Annotated in this window: 17 protein-coding genes and 1 tRNA gene; 15 read left to right on the top strand and 3 right to left on the bottom strand. The window is 64.8% G+C overall.

What is annotated here, in order from left to right; translation table 11 throughout:
* Positions 1 to 6: 6 nt before the first annotated feature.
* From HAV18_RS23850 to HAV18_RS23840, 3 genes are all read right to left on the bottom strand, one after another.
* Positions 7 to 1,557 carry a SulP family inorganic anion transporter gene (locus HAV18_RS23850; protein WP_166960678.1) on the bottom strand — a complete coding sequence of 517 codons (1,551 nt, stop codon included), beginning with the start codon at positions 1,555 to 1,557 and terminating at the stop codon, positions 7 to 9.
* 38 nt (positions 1,558 to 1,595) lie between these two features.
* On the bottom strand, positions 1,596 to 2,237 hold the full coding sequence (locus HAV18_RS40405; protein ID WP_166960675.1) for a carbonic anhydrase: 642 nt from the start codon (positions 2,235 to 2,237) through the stop codon (positions 1,596 to 1,598).
* Positions 2,238 to 2,618: 381 nt separating this feature from the next.
* A complete protein-coding gene (locus tag HAV18_RS23840; protein WP_122945904.1) occupies positions 2,619 to 3,131 on the bottom strand; it encodes a hypothetical protein in 513 nt (170 codons plus the stop codon).
* 169 nt (positions 3,132 to 3,300) lie between these two features.
* Here HAV18_RS23840 and HAV18_RS23835 point away from each other — a divergent pair, with 169 nt between their 5' ends.
* The 15 genes from HAV18_RS23835 to nuoH all read left to right on the top strand — a co-directional run bounded on the left by HAV18_RS23835 (position 3,301) and on the right by nuoH (position 18,480).
* Positions 3,301 to 4,560 (top strand): branched-chain amino acid ABC transporter substrate-binding protein, encoded by a 1,260-nt coding sequence (locus tag HAV18_RS23835; RefSeq protein ID WP_166960672.1) that lies wholly within the window; start codon positions 3,301 to 3,303, stop codon positions 4,558 to 4,560.
* Between the two features lie 107 nt (positions 4,561 to 4,667).
* Positions 4,668 to 4,937 (top strand): 30S ribosomal protein S15, encoded by a 270-nt coding sequence (gene rpsO / locus HAV18_RS23830; protein ID WP_043188860.1) that lies wholly within the window; start codon positions 4,668 to 4,670, stop codon positions 4,935 to 4,937.
* A 290-nt stretch (positions 4,938 to 5,227) separates the two neighbouring features.
* The gene (gene pnp, locus HAV18_RS23820) at positions 5,228 to 7,375 is read left to right on the top strand and encodes a polyribonucleotide nucleotidyltransferase (protein ID WP_166960666.1); all 2,148 of its coding nucleotides are present in this window, start codon (positions 5,228 to 5,230) and stop codon (positions 7,373 to 7,375) included.
* Positions 7,376 to 7,527: 152 nt separating this feature from the next.
* Positions 7,528 to 8,547, top strand: coding sequence for an NAD(P)H-quinone oxidoreductase (locus tag HAV18_RS23815; RefSeq protein WP_166960663.1), 1,020 nt, complete (start codon positions 7,528 to 7,530; stop codon positions 8,545 to 8,547).
* Between the two features lie 141 nt (positions 8,548 to 8,688).
* A complete protein-coding gene (tpiA, locus tag HAV18_RS23810) occupies positions 8,689 to 9,444 on the top strand; it encodes a triose-phosphate isomerase (RefSeq protein ID WP_166960660.1) in 756 nt (251 codons plus the stop codon).
* A 72-nt stretch (positions 9,445 to 9,516) separates the two neighbouring features.
* The gene (secG, locus tag HAV18_RS23805) at positions 9,517 to 9,894 is read left to right on the top strand and encodes a preprotein translocase subunit SecG (protein WP_166960657.1); all 378 of its coding nucleotides are present in this window, start codon (positions 9,517 to 9,519) and stop codon (positions 9,892 to 9,894) included.
* A gap of 112 nt (positions 9,895 to 10,006) precedes the next feature.
* Positions 10,007 to 10,091, top strand: a tRNA-Leu gene (locus HAV18_RS23800).
* Between the two features lie 154 nt (positions 10,092 to 10,245).
* Positions 10,246 to 10,605 (top strand): NADH-quinone oxidoreductase subunit A, encoded by a 360-nt coding sequence (locus HAV18_RS23795; RefSeq protein WP_006398798.1) that lies wholly within the window; start codon positions 10,246 to 10,248, stop codon positions 10,603 to 10,605.
* A gap of 62 nt (positions 10,606 to 10,667) precedes the next feature.
* Positions 10,668 to 11,147, top strand: a complete 480-nt coding sequence (locus tag HAV18_RS23790; RefSeq protein WP_006398799.1) for an NADH-quinone oxidoreductase subunit B family protein — start codon at positions 10,668 to 10,670, stop codon at positions 11,145 to 11,147.
* Positions 11,148 to 11,168: 21 nt separating this feature from the next.
* The gene (locus tag HAV18_RS23785; protein ID WP_043188849.1) at positions 11,169 to 11,771 is read left to right on the top strand and encodes an NADH-quinone oxidoreductase subunit C; all 603 of its coding nucleotides are present in this window, start codon (positions 11,169 to 11,171) and stop codon (positions 11,769 to 11,771) included.
* A 9-nt stretch (positions 11,772 to 11,780) separates the two neighbouring features.
* Entirely contained in the window at positions 11,781 to 13,034 is a 1,254-nt protein-coding gene (locus HAV18_RS23780; protein ID WP_043188847.1) for an NADH-quinone oxidoreductase subunit D, read from the top strand.
* A gap of 172 nt (positions 13,035 to 13,206) precedes the next feature.
* The gene (gene nuoE / locus HAV18_RS23775; RefSeq protein WP_006756903.1) at positions 13,207 to 13,692 is read left to right on the top strand and encodes an NADH-quinone oxidoreductase subunit NuoE; all 486 of its coding nucleotides are present in this window, start codon (positions 13,207 to 13,209) and stop codon (positions 13,690 to 13,692) included.
* Positions 13,689 to 14,999 carry an NADH-quinone oxidoreductase subunit NuoF gene (nuoF, locus tag HAV18_RS23770; RefSeq protein ID WP_166960654.1) on the top strand — a complete coding sequence of 437 codons (1,311 nt, stop codon included), beginning with the start codon at positions 13,689 to 13,691 and terminating at the stop codon, positions 14,997 to 14,999. Before nuoE ends, nuoF begins: the two co-directional genes overlap by 4 nt.
* A gap of 82 nt (positions 15,000 to 15,081) precedes the next feature.
* Positions 15,082 to 17,412 carry an NADH-quinone oxidoreductase subunit NuoG gene (gene nuoG, locus HAV18_RS23765; protein WP_166960651.1) on the top strand — a complete coding sequence of 777 codons (2,331 nt, stop codon included), beginning with the start codon at positions 15,082 to 15,084 and terminating at the stop codon, positions 17,410 to 17,412.
* On the top strand, positions 17,413 to 18,480 hold the full coding sequence (gene nuoH, locus HAV18_RS23760) for an NADH-quinone oxidoreductase subunit NuoH (protein WP_166960648.1): 1,068 nt from the start codon (positions 17,413 to 17,415) through the stop codon (positions 18,478 to 18,480).
* Positions 18,481 to 18,489: the final 9 nt, after the last annotated feature.

Below are 18,489 nucleotides of genomic sequence, written 5' to 3'. Positions count from 1 at the left end.
CGCCGCTCACTCGGCGGCCGGCGCGCGGAACATCCAGCGTCGGCCGGCCGGGCGGGGCGCCGGGCTGCGTCGGCGGAACTCGACCGTGATTCCGCGCCGCGGCGCATCGGTGACGAACGCGTCGAGCAGTTCGAGCACGTCGTGATCGATGTAGTCGGCGCGTGTCGCGTCGATGATCACTGCGGCCCGGTCCGGAATGTGCCGCAGGTGATGCTTGACCTGCACCTTGCCGAGAAACGATACGTCCTTGCGGAACGACAGCAGGTAGTGGTCGTCGTGCTGCGCGAGCGTGACAGGGCTTTTCAGGTTCGCGACGGCGACTGCCAGCACACTGCACGCGAGGCCGAGCGCGATGCCGAACAGCAGGTCGACCGCGAGCACGCCGGCGATCGTCGCGGCGAACGGCACGAACGCGGCCGGCCCCTGTTTCATCACCGAGCGGAACAGCGCCGGTTTCGCAAGCTTGAAGCCGGTGTGGATCAGGATCGCGGCCAGGCTCGCGAGCGGGATCAGGTTGATCAGGCCGGTGAGCGCGAACACGCTCGCGAGCAGCAGCATCCCGTGCACGATCGCCGACATCCGGCTTTGCGCGCCCGCGTTGACGTTCACCGAGCTGCGCACGATCACCGACGTGATCGGCAGCCCGCCGAACGCACCCGCGACGAGATTGCCGACGCCTTGGGCCTTGAGCTCGCGGTCGGGCTGGGTCGGCCGGCGCTTCGGATCGATCTGCTCGACGGCTTCGAGGCTCAGCAGGGTCTCGAGGCTCGCGACGACTGCGAGCGTGATCGCGACGCGCCACACGTCCGGATTGACGAGCTGCGCGAAGTTCGGGCCGAGTTCCGCATGCTTGAGCGATGCCGCAAACGCCGCGAACGATCCGAGCTCGGGCAGCGTCACCCGATGGGAGGCGCCCGGCGCAACGGCCGGCGCGACGAAGCCCAGCACGAGCGTCGCGCCGATCCCGAGCACGACGACCGCGAGCGGCGCCGGTACCGAGCGCACCAGCGCGAAGCGGCGCAGTGCAGGCGTGTCCCACGCGATCAGCAGCGCGAGCGACGCAAGCGCGATGGCCGTGGCGGCCCATGCAACCGGCAGGCCCGGCCAGTTCGCAAACGATTGCGCGGCCGAGCCGCCGATACCGAACGCGAACGGAATCTGCTTCACGACCAGCAGCAGGCCGATCGCGGCGAGCATGCCCTTGATGACGGGCGACGGTACGTAGGCGGCGAAGCGGCCGGCGCGCAGCATGCCGAACCCGAACTGCAGCACGCCGGACAGCAGCACCGCGAGCAGGAACGCGGAGAAGCTGCCGAGTTGTGCGATTCCTTCGACGACGATCACGACGAGGCCGGCGGCCGGCCCGCTGACGGACAGCGACGACCCGCTCAGCAGCGCGACGACGATGCCGCCGACGATGCCGGACACGAGCCCGGCAAACGGTTCGACGCCGGATGCATTGGCGATACCGAGACACAGCGGCAGCGCGACGAGGAAAACGACGACGCCGGCGACGATGTCGCGCGGCAGGGTGGACAGGCGCTCGTTCAGTTTCATGGTTGGGGCGATTTCATTGGCTTTGGGGGCGGGGTGGGTCAGCCGAGCGCGTCGGCCGTCGCGGCCTGCGCCGGTTCGACGTCGACGGGCGGCGTGGTGTAGCCGGAATCGAGTTCCTGCAGGCGGCCGTCGGCGAGCGAAAAGATCCAGCCGTGCACGAGCGGCGGCCGTTCGCGGCCCCGCACGATCGGGGACGCGCGCAGCAGTCGTACCTGTTCGAGCACGTTGAGTTCGGCGAGGCGGTCGGCGGCGGCCGTGTCGTCGAGCCCGTCCAGCGCGTCGCGATGGCGCCGCGCGAGCGCGCACAGCGGCGCGATGCGGCGTGCGACGTGCGGCAGGTCGGTCGGCGGCGGCAGCAGCGACGCGCGTACGCCGCCGCACCCGTAATGCCCGCACACGATCACGTGGTCGACCTGCAGCACACGCACCGCGTACTCGAGCACGCTGGCGGAGTTGTCGTCGTCGGGATGGAACAGGTTCGCGATGTTGCGATGGACGAACAACTCGCCGGGTGCGCAGTGCGTGATGGTTTCGGCCGGCACGCGGCTGTCGGCGCAGCCGATCCACAGCACACGCGGATTCTGGCCGCGTGCGAGCGCGTCGAAGAAGCCGGGCGTGTGTTCACGCGTTTCGCGGGCCCAGGCGATGTTGGCAACCAGCATGCTCTTGGGGCGATTCATGAGGACTCCTTTGTGATAAAGGCAAATGGATATCGGCGGTAATGACGCAATCGTATTCTTTCTAAATTGAAAGGTTGAATTTCGACTGATATTAGGGGTATGCCCTAGCGCTTCGGGGGTGTTGAAACAATTTGTTTCAAATTGGTTTGGCGTAGTGCATTGCATGCACCAATCCACTGCATGACATGCACCGCGCGTGCCTGTTTCCACGCGAAGGCCCGTATGACGGGGATGTCAGCGGATTGCCACCGGAATGTCATCGATCGGAAAAGATTTCCGTCGCATTTGCCGAATTAATAGGAAGACGGAAAAATGAAATGGCCATTCACGCGGTGATTCGTGAATGGCCATTGTGAAAATTGCGCGTAAATGCGTAATCGGTCAGAACAGGTTGCGGCGATCGGGATCGTGCAGCGGGTCGGGCGTTTTCTGCGTGATGCGCAGAATGCCCTGCGGATCGAAGTAGAAGCTGTACATCATGTACCAGACGTTGTCCTCGAGATACCGGTAGGTCCACACCTCGCGCTTCATCAGCGGGAAGTAGGACGTCTCGACGGGGCGTCCGAAGTTGACGAGGACGTCGGTCTTCGTCCATTTGCCGATCTCCGCGCGATAGAACTCGCTCGGTTGCAGGACCTGACGCACGTTGACGATCTTGTGGGCCGCGTCGACGTCGGCCGCGACGGTGATCTCGCCCATCGGCTGGGTCGGCCACATCAGGCGCTTGCCGCCGCCGGGCAGGTCGTAGATCTCGCGCGGCGGTCCCATGCGTGCGACGATCGCCGACTCGTCCTGGCCGGCCTGGTATTGCTGCCACGGTTGCGCGCAACCGGCCAGCAGCGCGGCGGCGCCGGCAAGCAGCACCGGCAGGCGCGCGGAAATGCGAATGCGCATGGGGATTCTCCAGAACACGGAAACAATTCCCGTTTTATCACGGACGGAGGGCGGCCGCGCATCGCTTGAAATAAATCGGTGCGGATCGCCGGTGCGGTTGCGCTTGCGGGCGGCAGGGGCGCCGGCCTATGATCCGCGCTTCTCGGGCAGATTGAAGGGCAGGTGGCCGATGCAGGGGTGGAAGCGATGCGCGCTCGTGTTGAGCGCGGGGTGGATGCTGGCGTCGTCGGCATTTGCCGGCGGCGAGCCGGTGCGGGTCGCGCTGATCGAAGGGATGTCTGGCCCGTTCGCGAATGCGGGCGCGGCGGTCGAGCGCAACCTGCGCTTCGGCGTCGAGCAGGTCAACGCCGCGGGCGGCGTGAAGCTGCGCGACGGCGCGCATCCGCTCGAACTCGTCGTGCTCGACAGCAAGGGCAGCCCGGAGGAGGCGCTCGTGCAGTTGCGCGCGGCCGCCGACCGGCATATCGGCTTCGTCGCGCAGGGCAACAGCTCGGCCGTGGCGGCCGCGCTCGTCGCGGCGCTCGACAAGCTGAATGCGCGCGATCCGGACAACCGGATGCTGTTCCTCAACTATTCGGCCGACGATCCGGCGCTGACCGGCGCGCGCTGCAGTTTCTGGCATTTCCGCTTCGATGCGCATGCGGGTATGCGGATGGCCGCGCTCGCGGACGTGATGGCGCGCGACCGCGCGCTGCGCAAGGTCTACCTCCTGAACCAGGACTACAGCTTCGGCCACGACGTCAGTACGCTCGCACGGCAGGCGCTGGCCGCGCGGCGCCCGGACGTGACGATCGCCGGTGATGAATTCCACCCGATCGGCCGGATCAAGGATTTCTCGCCGTACATCGCGAAGATTCGCGCGAGCGGCGCCGACGCCGTCGTGACCGGCAACTGGGGCAACGACCTCACGCTGCTCGTGAAGGCGGCGCGCGAGCAGGGGCTGAATGCGAAGTTCTATACGTTCTATGGCAACAGCCTCGGCGCGCCGGCCGCACTCGGCGACGCCGGCGTGGGGCGGGTCGTGGCCGTGGCGGACTGGCACCCGAACGCGGGCGGCGTGAAATCCGATGCGTTCTACCGCGCGTTCCGGAACCGTTTTCCAGCTGCCCAGGACGACTATCCGGTGCGGCGGATGAGCCTGATGATCGAGATGCTGGCCGCCGCGATGAACCGCGCGGGTTCGGCCGACCCCGTCGCGGTCGCACGGGCGCTCGAAGGCCTGTCGTTCGACGACGGCTTCCATGCGTCGCGAATGCGCGCGCAGGATCATCAGTTGATCCAGCCCCTTTACGTGATGGAGATGGACAAGGCCGGCACGCCGGGCGTGCGCTTCGACAACGAGGGGTCGGGATACGGCTTCCGGACGGTGCTGGCGGTGCCGGCGCAGCGCACGGAGATGCCGTTGACATGCTCGATGACGCGCCCGTGACAGGGGGCGGTAAGAAAGGCGTGGAGTTGTGCTACAATGCCCGCCGGTTGTAAGTCACGGCACGGCCATTCTTCCGTGTCCGCCTGTTCAGTTAGAAAGGAAATCACATGTCTGTTGCAGATATCAAGAAGTCGGAAGTCGTTGCTCAGTTCGCCCGTGCTACCAACGACACGGGGTCGCCCGAAGTTCAGGTCGCACTGCTGACCGCACGTATCGTCGAACTGACGGGTCACTTCAAGACCCACGCGAAGGATCACCACAGCCGCCGCGGTCTGCTGCGCATGGTGAGCCGCCGCCGCAAGCTGCTCGACTACCTCAAGGGCAAGGATGCCGACCGTTACCGCGCGCTGATCGAGAAGCTGGGTCTGCGTAAGTAATCGAGGCGATTGTCGCCAGCAAGATGCCTGTGTCAGTCCGCTGATACAGGCATTTTGTTTTTGCGCGATGCGTAGCGTCACGCGCATCGCAGGCTGTCCGGCACGTTAGTGCGGGGCTGCCGCAACGACTGATACCGGGGCAGGATTTGTGTCATTCCAGCGCGTCGCTGTACGAGCGCCGCGCTGGAATGGCATAAAAAACACACCTTGCTCCGGGTGATTCGGTCGGGACGCCGCCGTGCCGGATGGCCGGCGCGGCGAATGAAATGCATGAATTCAAAGGAGCAACCATGTCCATGTTCAACAAGGTCGTGAAGGAATTCCAGTGGGGCCAGCACAAGGTGCGCCTCGAAACCGGTGAAGTCGCTCGCCAGGCGAGCGGTGCGGTGATCGTCGACGTCGAAGACACCGTCGTGCTGGCAACCGTCGTCGGCGCGAAGACGGCGAAGCCGGGCCAGGACTTCTTCCCGCTGACCGTCGATTACCTCGAAAAGACCTACTCGGCCGGCAAGATCCCGGGCGGCTTCTTCCGCCGCGAAGGCCGTCCGTCGGAGCATGAGACGCTGACGTCGCGCCTGATCGACCGTCCGCTGCGCCCGCTGTTCCCGGAAGGCTTCTACAACGAAGTCCAGGTCGTGATCCACGTGCTGTCCGTGAACCCGGAAATCCCGGCGGACATCCCCGCGCTGATCGGCGCATCGGCTGCGCTCGCCGTGTCGGGCCTGCCGTTCAACGGCCCGGTCGGTGCCGCGCGCGTCGCGTACATCGACAACGCCTACGTGCTGAACCCGACGCGTGACCAGATCAAGGCATCGAGCCTCGATCTCGTCGTGGCGGGTACGGAACGCGCGGTGCTGATGGTCGAATCGGAAGCCGACCAGCTGTCGGAAGAAGTGATGCTGGGCGCGGTGGTGTTCGGTCACGAGCAGATGCAAGTCGCGATCGACGCGATCCACGAACTGGTGCGCGAAGGCGGCAAGCCCGAGTGGGACTGGCAGCCGGCGCCGAAGAACGAGGCGCTGATCGCACGCGTGACCGAACTGGCACAGAACGACCTGCTCGCCGCTTACCAGCTCCGTGACAAGCAGGCTCGCTCGACGAAGCTGAAGGAAGTCTACTCGGCGACCTCGGCGAAGCTCGAGGAAGACGCGCAGGCAGCCGGTACGGCAGCGGCCGACAAGGCCACCGTCGGCAACGTGCTGTTCGACATCGAGGCGAAGATCGTCCGTTCGCAGATCCTGAACGGCGAGCCGCGCATCGACGGCCGCGACACGCGCACCGTGCGCCCGATCGAGATCCGCACCGGCGTGCTGCCGCGTACCCACGGCTCGGCGCTGTTCACGCGCGGCGAAACGCAGGCGCTGGTCGTCGCGACGCTCGGCACGAAGGGTGATGAGCAGATCATCGACGCGCTCGAAGGCGAGTACCGCGAGCGCTTCATGCTCCACTACAACATGCCCCCGTTCGCGACCGGCGAAACGGGCCGCGTCGGCTCGCCGAAGCGCCGCGAAATCGGCCACGGCCGCCTCGCGAAGCGCGCGCTGGTCAAGTGCCTGCCGAGCGCTGACGAATTCGGCTACTCGATCCGCGTCGTGTCGGAAATCACCGAATCGAACGGTTCGTCGTCGATGGCATCGGTGTGCGGCGGCTGCCTCGCACTGATGGATGCCGGCGTGCCGATGAAGGCGCACGTCGCGGGCATCGCGATGGGCCTGATCCTCGAAGGCAACAAGTTCGCGGTGCTGACCGACATCCTCGGCGACGAAGATCACCTCGGCGACATGGACTTCAAGGTGGCCGGCACGGAGCAAGGCGTGACGGCGCTGCAGATGGACATCAAGATCCAGGGCATCACGAAGGAAATCATGCAGGTCGCGCTCGCGCAGGCGAAGGAAGGCCGCATGCACATCCTCGGCAAGATGACGTCGGCGGTCTCGGGTGCGAACACGCAACTGTCGGAATTCGCGCCGCGCATGATCACGATCAAGATCAACCCGGAAAAGATCCGCGACGTGATCGGCAAGGGCGGTTCGGTGATCCGTGCGCTGACGGAAGAAACCGGCACGACCATCGACATCTCGGACGACGGCGTCGTGACGATCGCGAGCACGAACAGCGACGGCATGGCCGAAGCGAAGAAGCGCATCGAGAACATCACGGCAGAGATCGAAGTCGGCCAGGTGTACGAAGGCACGGTTCTGAAGCTGCTGGATTTCGGCGCGATCGTGAACCTGCTGCCGGGCAAGGATGGCCTGCTGCACATCTCGGAAATCGTCAACGAGCGTGTGAAGGACATCAACGACTACCTGAAGGAAGGCCAACAAGTGAAGGTCAAGGTCATCCAGACGGACGAAAAGGGTCGCGTGCGTCTGTCGGCGAAGGCGCTGCTGAATGAAGCAGCGGCGGCGTCGCAGTCGGATACGCCGCCGCAGCAGTAAGCGGGCAGGCGGACCAACGGCCGGCAGTGCGAAAGCGTGCCGGCCGTTTTTTCTGTAGCATCGTTGTGCGGCGCAGCAGCGCCGGCAAGGCGCCCGTGCCACGTGCGGGCGCACCATCCGATTCCGATCCTGATCCCGGAGCGACCCTCACCATGAAAGCCATCGAAATCACCGAATTCGGCGCCCCCGACGTGCTGAAGCTCGCGGAGCGTCCGCGCCCCGAACCGAAGCGCGGCGAAGTGCTGATCAAGGTGGCGGCTTCCGGCGTGAACCGGCCCGACGTGTTCCAGCGCAAGGGGGCTTATGCGCCGCCGCCGGGTGCGTCGGATCTGCCGGGCCTCGAGGTCGCGGGTGAGATCGTCGGCGGCGACCTGTCCGACGTCGCGCTGAACCCGTTCGGCCTGAAACTGGGCGATCGAGTGTGCGCGCTGCTCGCGGGCGGTGGTTATGCCGAGTACGCGGTGGCGCCGCTGCCGCAGTGCCTGCCGGTGCCTGACGGGCTCACCGATATCGAGGCCGCGTCGCTGCCCGAAACGTTTTTCACCGTGTGGAGCAACGTGTTCGACCGTGCGCAGCTCGGCGCGGGCGAGGGCGGCGAGCACGAGACGCTGCTCGTGCAGGGCGGCTCGAGCGGCATCGGCGTGACGGCGATCCAGATCGCGCATGCGCTCGGCTTTCGCGTGTTCGCGACGGCCGGCACCGCCGACAAGTGCCGCGCGTGCGAGGCGCTCGGCGCCGAGCGCGCGATCAACTACAAGACGGAAGACTTCGTCGAGGTCGTGAAGTCGCTGACGCACGATCGCGGCGTCGACGTGATCCTCGACATGGTGGCGGGCTCGTACGTGCCGCGCGAACTGTCCGCGCTCGCGGATGGCGGCCGTCTCGTGCTGATTGCGCTGCTCGGCGGCGCGAAGGCCGACGTCAACCTGGGCGAGATCCTGCGTCGCCGGCTGACGATCACGGGTTCGACGCTGCGCCCGCGTCCGGTCGAGTTCAAGGCGCAGATCGCCGCGCAACTGAAGGCGCGCGTGTGGCCGCTGATTGCCGATGGTCGCATCAAGCCGGTGATCTATCGCGTATTGCCGGCTGCGGAAGCCGCGCAGGCGCACGCGCTGATGGAAAGCAGCGAGCACACCGGCAAGATCGTGCTCGATTGGGGTACGAACGCCTGACGGCCCGTGCGGCCGGGCTTGACATGCGCGGTTTGACCGGTTCAAGTCGCGCGCAGTAAAATCGCCGGTTTGCTTCGCCAGATCAAACCTGACGGCCGGTTTCCGGCGCGTTAATGACCAAGCGGTGACGAGACAGACACGATGTCGAAACAGAGAACTAAGCGTGTGATCGGCAACTGGAAGATGCACGGCCGGCTGGCCGGCAACCAGGTGTTGCTGAACGAAGTGGTGCAGGGCGTGGGCGCGGTAGCTGCCGAAACGTCGGTCGGTGTGTGCGTGCCGTTCCCGTATCTCGCGCAGGTTCAGGCGCAGCTCGACGGCGGCCGTGTCGCCTGCGGTGCGCAAGACGTATCGGCGCACGAGCAGGGCGCGTTCACCGGCGAAGTGGCGGCGGCGATGGTCGCGGAGTTCGGTGCACGCTATGCGATCGTCGGTCACTCGGAGCGCCGCGCGTATCACGGCGAAAGCAACGAGACGGTCGCGGCGAAGACGCAGCGCGCGCTCGCGGCGGGGCTCACGCCGGTCGTGTGCGTCGGTGAGACGCTCGGCGAGCGCGAGTCGGGTGCGACCGAGCAGGTGGTCGGTGCGCAGCTCGACGCAGTGCTGGCCGTGCTGACGGCCGACGAGGCTGTGCGCATCGTCGTCGCGTACGAACCGGTCTGGGCGATCGGTACGGGCAAGAGCGCGACGTCGGCGCAGGCACAGGACGTGCACGCGTTCCTGCGTGCGCGTCTCGCGGCAAAGGGCGCGGCGGACGTGTCCGTGCTGTACGGCGGCAGCGTGAAGCCGGACAACGCGGAAGAGCTGTTTGCGCAGCCGGATATCGACGGTGGCCTGATCGGCGGCGCGTCGCTGAAGGCAGAGGATTTCCTGGCGATCTGCCGGGCCGCGCGCTGAGCGGTCTGCGATCGAATTGAACCATGACGGCGGCCGGTCGTTCCGGTCGCCCGATCCATTCGGGTGGGTGTGATGCTGTTATTCAAGACGCTGATTATTGTGGTGCAGGTGCTGTCTGCACTCGGTGTGATTGGTCTCGTGCTGCTGCAGCACGGCAAGGGTGCCGACATGGGCGCTGCATTCGGCAGCGGCGCATCGGGCAGCCTGTTCGGTGCAACGGGCTCGGCGAACTTCCTGTCGCGTACGACGGGCATTCTCGCGACGATCTTCTTCATCGCGACGCTCGCGCTGACGTACCTCGGTTCGTACAAGTCGACGCCGTCGGCAGGCGTGCTGGGTGGGGTTGCGACCGCACCGGCATCGGCGCCTGCAGCGTCGGTACCGGCCGTCGCGGCATCCGCTGCCGCAGGCTCGGCCGCGAGCGCGCCGGGCCAGGACGTCCCGAAATAAAAAGTTAAATTTTTTGCGTTTGTGCGTTGAACAATTCTGGAAGTCGGGTTAGAATTTAATTCTTGAAGCGATTCGCGGGAAACAAGTAGTTACAACCCCGGTTGCATGCAGTGCCGACGTGGTGAAATTGGTAGACACGCTATCTTGAGGGGGTAGTGGCGAAAGCTGTGCGAGTTCGAGTCTCGCCGTCGGCACCAAAGTTACTCAATGCCAGCCGCTTCTAGTGGCTGGCATTTTTCATTTCTGGGGTGTGCTTGCGGTTGTCTTGCGATCGCCTGCACTCCGAAATGATTCCTTCCGCCGGATAGTGGTATTCTCCGGACGCTCAGAACCAACCGATAGAGGATTGCCTTGAACCTCGCAGCCTATTACCCCGTCTTGTTGTTCCTCCTCGTGGGCACTGGTTTAGGTATAGCGCTGGTCAGCATCGGCAAGCTCCTTGGTCCCAACAAGCCGGACGTCGAGAAGAACGCACCGTACGAGTGCGGCTTCGAAGCCTTTGAAGACGCCCGGATGAAATTCGACGTCCGGTATTACCTCGTCGCCATCCTGTTCATCATCTTCGATCTCGAAACCGCATTCCTGTTCCCGTGGGGCGTCGCGCTCCGGGATATCGGCTGGCCGGGTTTCATCGCAATGATGATTTTTCTGCTCGAATTCCTGCTGGGCTTTGCCTATATCTGGAAGAAAGGCGGCCTCGATTGGGAGTGATGGGTTAATCGCCGGTTTGCATGAGCGGCCACGCTCGGTCGCTCGTCTGGAGTGGAAAGCAAATGAGTATCGAAGGGGTCTTGAAGGAAGGGTTTGTCACCACGACGGCTGACAAGCTGATCAACTGGACGCGTACCGGCTCGCTGTGGCCGATGACGTTCGGGCTCGCGTGTTGCGCCGTCGAAATGATGCATGCGGGTGCGGCCCGTTACGACCTGGACCGGTTCGGCGTCGTGTTCCGCCCGAGCCCGCGCCAGTCGGACGTGATGATCGTCGCCGGCACGCTCTGCAACAAGATGGCGCCCGCGCTGCGCCGCGTGTACGACCAGATGGCCGAGCCGCGCTGGGTGATCTCGATGGGGTCGTGCGCGAACGGTGGTGGCTACTATCACTACTCGTACTCGGTGGTCCGCGGCTGCGACCGGATCGTGCCCGTCGACGTCTACGTGCCGGGCTGTCCGCCCACGGCCGAGGCGCTGGTCTACGGCGTGATCCAGCTTCAGGCGAAGATCCGCCGCACCAATACCATCGCCCGTCAATAAAGCCCCGAGCGTCCCCTCAATATGGCAAGCAAAATCGAGACCCTCAAGGCAAACCTCGAAGCCGCGCTCGGCGCGCGCGTGGTGAGCCTCACCGAAGCGATCGGTGAACTGACGCTCGTCGTGAAGGCGAGCGATTACCTCGAAGTCGCAAAGATGCTGCGCGACGATCCGAAGCTCCGTTTCGAGCAACTGATCGACCTCTGCGGCGTCGACTACCAGACCTTCGGCGACGGCGCCTACGACGGCCCGCGTTTCGCGGCCGTGTCGCACCTGCTGTCGGTCACGAACAACTGGCGTCTGCGCCTGCGCGCATTCGCACCGGACGACGACCTGCCGATCGTGGCATCGCTGGTCGACATCTGGACCTCCGCGAACTGGTACGAGCGTGAAGCGTTCGACCTGTACGGCATCGTGTTCGAAGGCCACCCCGACCTGCGCCGCATCCTCACCGACTACGGCTTCATCGGTCACCCGTTCCGCAAGGACTTCCCGGTGTCGGGCTATGTCGAAATGCGTTACGACCCGGAAGAGAAGCGGGTCGTGTACCAGCCGGTGACGATCGAGCCGCGCGAAATCACGCCGCGCGTGATCCGCGAGGATCGCTATGGCGGTCTGAAACATTAAGGGGGCGTCATGGCAGAAATCAAGAACTACACGCTCAACTTCGGCCCGCAGCACCCGGCAGCGCACGGCGTGCTGCGCCTCGTGCTCGAGCTCGACGGCGAAGTCATCCAGCGTGCCGATCCGCACATCGGCCTGCTGCACCGCGCGACGGAAAAGCTCGCGGAATCCAAAACTTTCATCCAGTCCGTGCCGTACATGGATCGTCTCGACTACGTGTCGATGATGGTCAACGAGCACGGCTACGTGCTCGCGATCGAAAAGCTGCTCGGCATCGAAGTGCCGGAGCGCGCGCAGTACATCCGCGTGTTGTTCGACGAGATCACGCGCGTGCTGAACCACCTGATGTGGATCGGCGCGCACGCACTCGACGTTGGCGCGATGGCCGTGTTCCTGTACGCCTTCCGCGAACGCGAAGACCTGATGGACGTGTACGAAGCGGTGTCCGGCGCCCGGATGCACGCGGCGTACTACCGTCCGGGCGGCGTCTACCGCGACCTGCCTGACGCAATGCCGCAATACAAGGCGTCGAAGATTCGCAACGAGAAGGCGCTCGCGAAGATGAACGAAGCGCGCAGCGGCTCGGTGCTCGACTTCATCGACGACTTCTTCACGCGCTTCCCGAAGTGCGTCGACGAGTACGAAACGCTGCTCACCGACAACCGGATCTGGAAGCAGCGTCTGGTCGGGATCGGCGTGGTCAGCCCGGAACGTGCGCTGCAGATGGGCCTGACGGGCCCGATGCTGCGCGGCTCGGGTATCGCGTGGGATCTGCGCAAGAAGCAGCCGTACGAAGTGTACGATCGCATGGACTTCGACGTGCCGGTCGGCGTGAACGGCGATTGCTACGACCGCTATCTGGTGCGCGTCGAAGAAATGCGCCAGTCGATCCGCATCGCGAAACAGTGTATTGAGTGGCTCCGCAAGAATCAGGGCCCGGTGATGACGGACAATCACAAGGTTGCACCGCCGTCGCGCGTCGGCATGAAGACCAACATGGAAGACTTGATTCACCACTTCAAGCTCTTCACCGAAGGTTTCCATGTGCCGGAAGGCGAAGCGTACGCGGCGGTCGAGCATCCGAAGGGTGAATTCGGCATCTACCTCGTGTCGGACGGTGCCAACAAGCCGTATCGCCTCAAGATTCGCGCACCGGGTTTCGCTCACCTGGCGTCGCTCGACGAAATGGCGCGCGGTCACATGATCGCCGACGCCGTCACGATCATCGGTACGCAGGACATCGTGTTCGGCGAAATCGATCGCTAATGGTTGCGCCGCCCGCGCGAGCGGGCGGTGAGCAGTCAGTCACACGCGTTGCGCGCTGAACCGGCGCGGCTTCGCAAGCTGTCAACAGAGTGAGCGCCAGGTCTGCCGTCCATGCACCCCAGTGTGCGGCAGGTTGTTCGTTCGGTAGGAATTGAAAGAGTCGTGTCTGAAAATGATCTCAGCTGAAGGCCTGAAGGAAATCGATCGAGCGTTGACGAAGTATCCCGCCGATCAGAAACAGTCCGCCGTGATGTCGGCGTTGGCCGTTGCTCAGGAAGAGCACGGCTGGCTGTCGCCCGAACTGATGCAGTTCGTCGCGGACTATCTCGGCATGCCGGCCGTTGCCGTGCAGGAAGTCGCGACGTTCTACACGATGTACGAGCTCAACCCGGTCGGCAAGCACAAGATCACGCTCTGTACGAACCTGCCGTGCCAGCTCGGCCCGCACGGTGGCGCGGAAGCGACTGCCGACTACCTGAAACAGAAGCTCGGCATCGGCTTCGGCGAGACCACGCCCGACGGCAAGTTCACGCTGAAGGAAGGCGAATGCATGGGCTCGTGCGGCGATGCGCCGGTGCTGCTGGTGAACAATCACAGAATGTGCAGCTTCATGAGCCGCGAGAAGATCGACCAGCTGCTTGAGGAGCTCTCGAAATGACGTCCCTCCACGACCGTCACATCAAACCGCTGATCCTCGCTGGTCTGAACGGCGAGAACTGGCATCTCGAAGATTACGTTGCGCGCGGCGGCTACAAGCAGCTGCGCCGCATTCTCGAAGAAAAGATTCCGCCCGAGCAGGTGATCGCCGACGTGAAGGCGTCGGGCCTGCGCGGCCGCGGCGGTGCGGGCTTCCCGACCGGCCTGAAGTGGAGCTTCATGCCGCGCCAGTTCCCGGGGCAGAAGTACCTCGTCTGCAACTCGGACGAAGGCGAGCCGGGCACGTTCAAGGATCGCGACATCCTGCGCTGGAACCCGCACGCGCTGATCGAAGGCATGGCCATCGGCGCGTACGCGATGGGCATCACCGTCGGCTACAACTACATCCACGGCGAAATCTTCGAAGTGTATCGACGCTTCGAAGCCGCGCTCGATGAAGCGCGCGCGGCCGGGTTCCTCGGCGACCACATCATGGGCTCGGAATTCTCGTTCGAGCTGCACGCGCACCATGGTTACGGCGCGTACATCTGCGGTGAGGAAACGGCGCTGCTCGAGTCGCTCGAAGGCAAGAAGGGCCAGCCGCGCTTCAAGCCGCCGTTCCCGGCGAGCTTCGGCGTGTACGGCAAGCCGACCACGATCAACAACACCGAGACGTTCGCCGCGGTGCCGTTCCTGCTGTCCATCGGGCCGCAGAATTACCTCGAGATCGGCAAGCCGAACAACGGCGGCACGAAGATCTTCTCGGTATCGGGCGACGTCGAGCGTCCGGGCAACTACGAAGTGCCGCTCGGCACGCCGTTCGCGACGCTGATGGAGCTCGCCGGCGGGATGCGCGGCGGCAAGAAGATCAAGGCCGTGATTCCGGGCGGTTCGTCGGCGCCGGTGATCCCGGGCGACATCATGATGCAGACGGATCTCGACTACGATTCGATCGCGAAGGCCGGCTCGATGCTCGGTTCCGGCGCGGTGATCGTGATGGACGAGACGCGTTGCATGGTGCGCTCGCTGCTGCGCCTGTCGTACTTCTATTACGAGGAATCGTGCGGCCAGTGCACGCCGTGCCGTGAAGGCACCGGCTGGCTGTATCGCGTCGTGAACCGTATCGAGCACGGCGAAGGGCGCCAGGAAGATCTGGACCTGCTGAACTCGGTGACCGAGAACATCATGGGCCGCACGATCTGTGCACTCGGCGATGCGGCGGCGATGCCGGTACGCGGGATGCTCAAGCACTACTGGGACGAATTCGCGTACCACGTCGAGCACAAGCACTGCATGGTCGGCGGCCACGCGCACGCGGCTGCGGCCTGAAGCGAACCCGGTTGCGGAATTTGAGCGCACGGTCGGGCGAAGGCGCGAACGGGCGGAAATAGGTTAAGGACCATTCACCATCATGGTTGAACTTGAAATAGACGGCAAGAAGGTCGAGGTGCCCGAAGGCAGCATGGTGATCCAGGCTGCGCACAAGGCGGATACGTACATTCCTCACTTCTGCTATCACAAGAAACTGTCGGTTGCGGCCAACTGCCGGATGTGTCTCGTCGAAGTCGAGAAGATGCCGAAGGCCGTGCCTGCCTGCGCGACCCCCGTGTCGGCCGGCATGATCGTCCATACGCAATCCGACAAGGCCGTGAAGGCGCAGCAGTCGGTGATGGAATTCCTCCTCATCAACCACCCGCTCGACTGCCCGATCTGCGATCAGGGCGGCGAATGCCAGCTGCAGGATCTGGCGGTCGGCTACGGCAAGTCGTCGTCGCGCTACTCGGAAGAGAAGCGCGTGGTGTTCCACAAGAACGTGGGCCCGCTGATCTCGATGGAAGAAATGTCGCGCTGCATCCACTGCACGCGCTGCGTCCGCTTCGGCCAGGAAATCGCCGGCGTGATGGAGTTCGGCATGCTGGGCCGCGGCGAGCACTCGGAAATCACGACGTTCGTCGGCAAGACGGTCGATTCCGAAATGTCGGGCAACATGATCGACCTGTGCCCGGTCGGCGCGCTGACCAGCAAGCCGTTCCGCTACAGCGCCCGTACGTGGGAACTGTCGCGCCGCAAGTCGGTGAGCCCGCACGATTCCGTCGGCGCGAACCTCGTCGTGCAGGTGAAGAACAACCGCGTGATGCGCGTGCTGCCGTTCGAGAACGAAGCCATCAACGAATGCTGGATCTCCGACAAGGACCGCTTCTCGTACGAAGGCCTCAACAGCGAAGAGCGCCTGACGAAGCCGATGCTGAAGCAGGGCGGCCAGTGGATCGAAACCGACTGGCAGACTGCGCTCGAATACGTCGCGAAGGGCCTGAAGGGCATCGCCGAGGATCACGGCGCGAACGCGCTGGCGATGCTCGCGAGCGCGCACAGCACCGCTGAAGAGCTGTTCCTCGTGAAGCAGCTCGCCAACGAACTGAAGACGCCGAACGTCGATTTCCGTCTGCGTCAGCAGGATTTCTCGGCGCCGGCCCAGGGCGCACCGTGGCTCGGCATGCCGATCGCCGACCTGTCGAACGTGGACGCCGCGTTCGTCGTCGGTTCGTTCCTGCGCCGCGACCACCCGCTGTTTGCCGCCCGCCTGCGTCAGGCCGCGAAGAACGGTGCGAAGCTGCACTTCCTGCACGCGACCGGTGACGATGCACTGATCCCGACCGCGCAGCGCATCGTTGCCGCGCCGTCGGCATGGCTCGACCAACTGGCCGGCATCGCCGCGGCCGTCGCGCAACTGCGCGGCGTCGCGCTGCCCGACACGTTGGCAGGCGTTGCCGCATCGCCGGCCGCGCAGGCTGTCGCCCAGTCGCTCGCGAACGGCGAACGTCGCGCGGTGCTGCTCGGCAACGTCGCAGTCCGCCATCCGGAATTCGCGAAGCTGCACGCCGTTGCGCAGTGGATCGCCGACAACACCGGCGCCACGTTCGGTTTCCTGACGGAAGCGGCGAACACGGTCGGCGCGCACGTCGTCGGCGCGCTGCCGGGCGCAGGCGGCCTGAACGCACGCGAAGCGTTCGCGCAGCCGCGCAAGGGCTACGTGCTGCTGAACGTCGAGCCGGAATTCGACACCGCTGATCCGGCACAGGCACTGGCCGCGCTGAACCAGGCGGAAATGGTCGTCGTGATGTCGCCGTTCAAGCACGGCCTCGACTACGCCGACGTGCTGCTGCCGATCGCGCCGTTCACGGAAACAGCCGGTACGTACGTGAACGCAGAAGGCACCGTGCAGAGCTTCAACGGCGTCGTGCGCCCGCTCGGCGACACGCGTCCGGGCTGGAAGGTGCTGCGCGTGCTCGGCAGCCTGCTCGGCCTGCCGAACTTCGAATACGAGACGTCGGAAGAAGTGCGTCTCGCGGCGCTCGGCGACGCCGGCGTCGCGGGCCGCCTGTCGAACCAGACGTCGGTCGCACCGGTGCGCGCCGCGGCGAACGCCGCGAACGGCGGTTTCGAGCGTCTGGCCGATGTGCCGATCTATCACGCCGACGCGCTCGTGCGCCGTGCAGGTGCGCTGCACCTGACGGCTGCTGCGAAGGCGGCGAATGCTGCAGCCCTGCCGGCCGCGCTGTTCGACAAGCTGGGCTTGAAGGAAGGCGACGCGGTGCGCGTGCGCCAGGGCGAGCGTGCGGTGCAGTTGCCGGCCGTGCGCGACGCGAATCTTGCGGAGACCGTCGTTCGCGTGTCGGCGGCGACGCCTGCCGGCGCAGCGCTCGGTAGCCTGTCCGGTGAACTGGTGGTGGAGAAGGCGTAAATGAGCTTGTTCGATACGATCAACGCGGGCGGGTCCCAGCTTCTCGGCTTCGCTTGGCCGACGGTGTGGGCAATCGTGCGCATCCTCGTCGTCTCCGTCGTCATCCTGCTGTGCGTCGCGTACCTGATTCTGTGGGAACGCAAGCTGATCGGCTGGATGCACGTGCGTCTCGGCCCGAACCGCGTCGGCCCCGGCGGCCTGCTGCAGCCGATCGCCGACGTGCTGAAGCTGCTGCTGAAGGAAGTCATTCAGCCGAGCGCCGCCAGCCGCTGGCTGTACCTGATCGCGCCGGTGATGACCGTCGTGCCGGCGTTCGCCGTGTGGGCCGTGATCCCGTTCCAGGCTCAGGCCGTGCTCGCGAACATCAACGCGGGCCTGCTGTACGCGATGGCGATCTCGTCGATCGGCGTGTACGCGGTGATCCTCGCGGGCTGGGCGTCGAACTCGAAGTACGCGTTCCTCGGCGCGATGCGCGCCGCGGCGCAGATGGTCTCGTACGAAATCTCGATGGGCTTCGCGCTGGTTCTCGTGTTGATGACGGCCGGCAGCCTGAACATGTCGGAAATCGTCAACTCGCAGCAGCATGGCTTCTTCGCGGGCCACGGCGTGAACTTCCTGTCGTGGAACTGGCTGCCGCTCCTGCCCGCGTTCGTCGTCTACTTCATCTCGGGCATCGCCGAAACGAACCGTCACCCGTTCGACGTGGTGGAAGGGGAGTCGGAAATCGTTGCCGGTCACATGATCGACTACTCGGGCATGGCGTTCGCGCTGTTCTTCCTCGCCGAGTACATCAACATGATCGTGATCTCGGCGCTGGCTGCGACGCTGTTCCTCGGCGGCTGGGATGCACCGTTCGAATTCCTGTCGTTCATCCCGGGCATCTTCTGGCTGGTGCTGAAGGTCTTCGCACTGCTGTCGGTATTCATCTGGGTCCGCGCGACGTTCCCGCGCTACCGTTACGACCAGATCATGCGTCTCGGCTGGAAGGTGTTCCTGCCGGTCACGGTGATCTGGGTGGTCGTGGTCGGCTGCTGGATGATGTCGCCGCTGAACATCTGGGTGAAGTAAGGACGAAAT

It is taken from the genome of Burkholderia sp. D-99 (assembly GCF_011605345.1).
Lineage (GTDB): Bacteria > Pseudomonadota > Gammaproteobacteria > Burkholderiales > Burkholderiaceae > Burkholderia.
This window is presented reverse-complemented; position numbering and strand designations above follow the sequence as displayed.

Excerpts from the sequence above, each read along its gene's own strand:
- pnp (WP_166960666.1), top strand. The coding sequence starts at position 5,228 with ATGTCCATGTTCAACAAGGTCGTGAAGGAATTCCAGTGGGGCCAGCAC.
- HAV18_RS23790 (WP_006398799.1), top strand. The coding sequence starts at position 10,668 with ATGAGTATCGAAGGGGTCTTGAAGGAAGGGTTTGTCACCACGACGGCT.
- nuoE (WP_006756903.1), top strand. The coding sequence starts at position 13,207 with ATGATCTCAGCTGAAGGCCTGAAGGAAATCGATCGAGCGTTGACGAAG.
- HAV18_RS23815 (WP_166960663.1), top strand. The coding sequence starts at position 7,528 with ATGAAAGCCATCGAAATCACCGAATTCGGCGCCCCCGACGTGCTGAAG.
- nuoH (WP_166960648.1), top strand. The coding sequence starts at position 17,413 with ATGAGCTTGTTCGATACGATCAACGCGGGCGGGTCCCAGCTTCTCGGC.
- HAV18_RS23850 (WP_166960678.1), bottom strand. The coding sequence starts at position 1,557 with ATGAAACTGAACGAGCGCCTGTCCACCCTGCCGCGCGACATCGTCGCC.
- nuoG (WP_166960651.1), top strand. The coding sequence starts at position 15,082 with ATGGTTGAACTTGAAATAGACGGCAAGAAGGTCGAGGTGCCCGAAGGC.
- HAV18_RS23840 (WP_122945904.1), bottom strand. The coding sequence starts at position 3,131 with ATGCGCATTCGCATTTCCGCGCGCCTGCCGGTGCTGCTTGCCGGCGCC.
- HAV18_RS40405 (WP_166960675.1), bottom strand. The coding sequence starts at position 2,237 with ATGAATCGCCCCAAGAGCATGCTGGTTGCCAACATCGCCTGGGCCCGC.
- nuoF (WP_166960654.1), top strand. The coding sequence starts at position 13,689 with ATGACGTCCCTCCACGACCGTCACATCAAACCGCTGATCCTCGCTGGT.
- HAV18_RS23780 (WP_043188847.1), top strand. The coding sequence starts at position 11,781 with ATGGCAGAAATCAAGAACTACACGCTCAACTTCGGCCCGCAGCACCCG.
- rpsO (WP_043188860.1), top strand. The coding sequence starts at position 4,668 with ATGTCTGTTGCAGATATCAAGAAGTCGGAAGTCGTTGCTCAGTTCGCC.
- HAV18_RS23785 (WP_043188849.1), top strand. The coding sequence starts at position 11,169 with ATGGCAAGCAAAATCGAGACCCTCAAGGCAAACCTCGAAGCCGCGCTC.
- HAV18_RS23835 (WP_166960672.1), top strand. The coding sequence starts at position 3,301 with ATGCAGGGGTGGAAGCGATGCGCGCTCGTGTTGAGCGCGGGGTGGATG.
- tpiA (WP_166960660.1), top strand. The coding sequence starts at position 8,689 with ATGTCGAAACAGAGAACTAAGCGTGTGATCGGCAACTGGAAGATGCAC.
- secG (WP_166960657.1), top strand. The coding sequence starts at position 9,517 with ATGCTGTTATTCAAGACGCTGATTATTGTGGTGCAGGTGCTGTCTGCA.